Raw genomic sequence first — 3,101 nt, forward strand, 5'->3', positions numbered from 1 at the left:
CTTTTACACCATAATTCCCCGATCCCTTGGTCTACTTTTGCACAATATTTAACACCCACCGGTACTCTGCACCCGCAGTTTACCGTTCAGCTCTGGGGGGAAACCGACGCGAACGTTCTTGTTCACAAACACAATTCGCTCCTGCCCCACAGTCAGCGGTACCTGCAGCGGGATACGCTCCCATTTCATCAGTTCCACCGCCTCGACCGAGAGGCTCACGGCGCACACAGGCCCCAGCAGGGCCAGATATAAGGGAAGATAACGGGTAGACAGCATCAGAAAAGTCCTTTCTTCTCGACCGGTGCAACCGAAGCCGCTTCCAGGCGTTGGGGAATATTGGCGTAGCAATCAAGCGCCAAACCAAAGGGATTAACTTCCGGGTTCTGGTCCCAGCGCACAATCTTTAGCGGGTAACGCACCAGAGCACGTTTCACCGGCTCAGTGTGGTAATACTCATCAGCCACCAGATCCAGACGTACAATCCAGCTATCACGGCTCACCACCGTGACGCTGTCATCCCTGTAACCGCGCCCAGGGACTTCCGATACTCCCCTTACGCGCTCGCGTAACTCCCCGGCAGACTTGCGCTGTTTCGCATCCTTGTTCAACCACTCTTCACAAGTGGGGGTCAGGTAGGCAGATAATGAGCTGATGCGGTATGGATAATCAGTATTGCCATCTTTCGGCCAGGAGTTAAGCTGTTGAAAAATATAAAACGCAAAGCTGTAGACCGTAGGTGGTGAAACTTCCCACCAAGCGCGGCTCGAGCCAGAACGAAGATCAGGCGGATTATGGATAGTCAGATTGCGCGGCGACAACATCCAGCCGGTCAGAGCCAGTAGCAGTAAGAACAACAACACACCACAAGCCCCTCGCAGGGTCAATATATGGCGATCACGCGCATGAACCGCACTTCTGTACTTACTCATCGAACTCCTCCTGACGCAGGCGAATGACTGGGGTTGAACGGCGCAATGCCCACCTCTGACTGCGGTGTATCAAATGAGGATTGCCCAAGCGCTGACGGCTCAGCCATAGTTCGACGTGCCGATAAAGATAGTTTTCCGGTTTGCCACGCTTGAAGCACGCCATCAATCTCCCACCGAAAAACACAGTAAACAGCGGCATTAATAAACTTACGGTGGGGAAAGCTAGCCAGCCGATAAACGGGGAAAACGGTATGGCGACAACCAAGCCGCCTAATACACTTAATCCTGCGGTGACAAGTAGCTCTGGCGTAGTAAATCCTTTAAACACAATAGGTTCAGCATTCAGCCTGTCAGGCAAAAACGAGATAGTCGCCATACCATATCTGCCTTAGCCGACGATAACTGTGGCTGCTTTAGTTGCCAGCCAGATGACCGCAACCACCAGCACGATGCCGACCACGACCAGCATCCCGAACTTGGCCCATGTCGAACGCCCCTGCTGTACTTCAGAGAAAGTGGCGATAATGGCGTTGGCAACAACTAACAGCGCTACTGCAGACAGGATCAACCCACCCAACACAATGCCATCATTGAGGTAGCCGGAAATCTGACCATAGAATGAACTGTCAGCACTGGTTTTAGGGCCTTCTACTGTTGGTAAACCCGCGTGTGCTGAAGTGGCTATAGTGAGAGCCAACAAGGTTGCCCCTTGGTATACATGCTGAGTTACACGGCAAGCGGAAGAGAAAAGGGACTGCAAATTCATAATGCATTCCTTACAAATCAATAAGAGATTAGCTGGCAAATAAGTACAAACTGACCAACAACAAGATGACAACACGCACTACAAAGTGTTGAACCGCAGATCCTTTGATATTGCCTGCAGCATAGCCCCGATAGACATTAACGAAGCCCCAGCCAGCCCAAAGTATCAAAACCGCTATCAGTGAACTGATAAACAACAGATTCAAGGCGGAAGGTTCGACATTACTGGCAGCAGCTTTAAACGCGGCAGTTTGTGTTTCATTCATTACCGATGTTCCTGACGGTATTGCCCGGAGATTGACAATGTGGTGGGTTGAGCGCGGGAAGGTTCGAGGTAAAACTCAATCCCCCGGCGCATCGTGTTGACGTCCTGAGTGGCCCGCAGATAGTCAAAATGAAAACGCCTGGACTGCTCGTTCTGAACCGCCACCACACGGGCACGTTCCAGACCGGCTTGCATCTGATCTAACTGTTTCATGACCAAGGCTAATTCGTCTTTTTCACTGGCTTGGGCTGACTGCACAATGAACAGATAGCCAACGATACATAACACCCGTAGTTGCGTTATATGCATATGAATTTCCTTTTCTGGGTAATAGATGCAGGGCAGAGCTTGGCGAAAAGGGGGAAGAGGATCAGCAAACAACTAAAATGGGGGTTTTGAACATTTAGGCGAGGGCTAACAGCGTGGTACTTTTTGGGTATGTTAAGGAGAGATACTGCGGTACAACCTTGTTGTTAGCCTCCTTATCGCGGCTTGAACCATAACTTGCTACAATAGCTAACCTTTTCATTCTTCAGGTAATAAAACGTGGGATTAACGCTAGAAGGCAATCTTGTAACCGTTGATCACTCACATCACAATTGGTTAATTACGACTCCTGCGGGGAATCCTACGGTTGAGATGTGTAATGGATTAATCATTTATTCCGTATTTAAACGACGCAAAGCATCTGGTAAACAACAGCGAAACCGTAAACAACGTCAATTAGGTGATAACTGTCCGATTATTTATGCAATAAAAGGGAAAGAAGGGCTTACTACTGATGTTTTAAGTATAAAAAAGCTTAATTTAAGCTTTAAAACTATTGTCGATGATATCGCCATAAAAGAGCCTCTTGGATATCAGATGGTTATATCCATGCCTTCTGCGCATAACATTAGCCACATCATTGGAAAACGTTTCGCTAAAAAATTTCAATCCATTCATATTAAAGATATTTTAAGAAAGATATCGATAGCTGAAGCTTTTGATTTACTACGCAGAGCGGATGTTAGTGTCGAAGACTCAAAATCACTAAGCTTTAGAATAAAAAAACAACAAACTGAAGTTGGGTATCAGGGCAATTTCTGGGAGTATTAGAAATTCTGTGTCATTCCGCTAAAGTACTTAGAAGGAGGAATGAC

At 47.8% G+C, this 3,101-nt stretch carries 6 protein-coding genes and 1 pseudogene; 1 reads left to right on the plus strand and 6 read right to left on the minus strand.

The features are described 5' to 3' along the window. Positions 1-54: 54 nt before the first annotated feature. The 6 genes and pseudogenes from AACW11_RS16160 to AACW11_RS16185 all read right to left on the minus strand — a co-directional run. A pseudogene (locus tag AACW11_RS16160) lies at positions 55-276 on the minus strand (DUF3438 family protein); the annotation flags it as partial. Next, positions 276-929: a PFL_4703 family integrating conjugative element protein gene (locus AACW11_RS16165; RefSeq protein ID WP_057647861.1), complete on the minus strand. Its 654-nt coding sequence runs from the start codon at positions 927-929 to the stop codon at positions 276-278. The pseudogene AACW11_RS16160 and the gene AACW11_RS16165, both read right to left, overlap by 1 nt. Continuing rightward, positions 922-1,305: a TIGR03750 family conjugal transfer protein gene (locus AACW11_RS16170; protein ID WP_038630914.1), complete on the minus strand. Its 384-nt coding sequence runs from the start codon at positions 1,303-1,305 to the stop codon at positions 922-924. Before AACW11_RS16170 ends, AACW11_RS16165 begins: the two co-directional genes overlap by 8 nt. 12 nt (positions 1,306-1,317) lie before the next feature. Continuing rightward, complete coding sequence (locus AACW11_RS16175) at positions 1,318-1,695, minus strand: TIGR03745 family integrating conjugative element membrane protein (protein ID WP_038630912.1); 378 nt, start codon at positions 1,693-1,695, stop codon at positions 1,318-1,320. Between the two features lie 28 nt (positions 1,696-1,723). Further along, positions 1,724-1,960, minus strand: a complete 237-nt coding sequence (locus tag AACW11_RS16180) for a TIGR03758 family integrating conjugative element protein (RefSeq protein WP_057647865.1) — start codon at positions 1,958-1,960, stop codon at positions 1,724-1,726. Continuing rightward, positions 1,960-2,268, minus strand: a complete 309-nt coding sequence (locus AACW11_RS16185) for an integrative conjugative element protein, RAQPRD family (RefSeq protein WP_212587029.1) — start codon at positions 2,266-2,268, stop codon at positions 1,960-1,962. Before AACW11_RS16185 ends, AACW11_RS16180 begins: the two co-directional genes overlap by 1 nt. Before the next feature lie 237 nt (positions 2,269-2,505). Between AACW11_RS16185 and AACW11_RS16190 the strand changes: the two genes are divergently transcribed. Continuing rightward, positions 2,506-3,057, plus strand: coding sequence for a hypothetical protein (locus AACW11_RS16190; RefSeq protein WP_212587030.1), 552 nt, complete (start codon positions 2,506-2,508; stop codon positions 3,055-3,057). Positions 3,058-3,101 lie beyond the last annotated feature (44 nt).

The sequence above is a fragment of the Yersinia sp. Marseille-Q3913 genome (genome assembly GCF_963892745.1).
Classification (GTDB): domain Bacteria; phylum Pseudomonadota; class Gammaproteobacteria; order Enterobacterales; family Enterobacteriaceae; genus Yersinia; species Yersinia bercovieri.

Bases quoted from the DNA above. Each gene is read 5' to 3' on its own strand.
- AACW11_RS16185 (WP_212587029.1), bottom strand. From the start codon at position 2,268: ATGCATATAACGCAACTACGGGTGTTATGTATCGTTGGCTATCTGTTC.
- AACW11_RS16170 (WP_038630914.1), bottom strand. From the start codon at position 1,305: ATGGCGACTATCTCGTTTTTGCCTGACAGGCTGAATGCTGAACCTATT.
- AACW11_RS16165 (WP_057647861.1), bottom strand. From the start codon at position 929: ATGAGTAAGTACAGAAGTGCGGTTCATGCGCGTGATCGCCATATATTG.
- AACW11_RS16175 (WP_038630912.1), bottom strand. From the start codon at position 1,695: ATGAATTTGCAGTCCCTTTTCTCTTCCGCTTGCCGTGTAACTCAGCAT.
- AACW11_RS16180 (WP_057647865.1), bottom strand. From the start codon at position 1,960: ATGAATGAAACACAAACTGCCGCGTTTAAAGCTGCTGCCAGTAATGTC.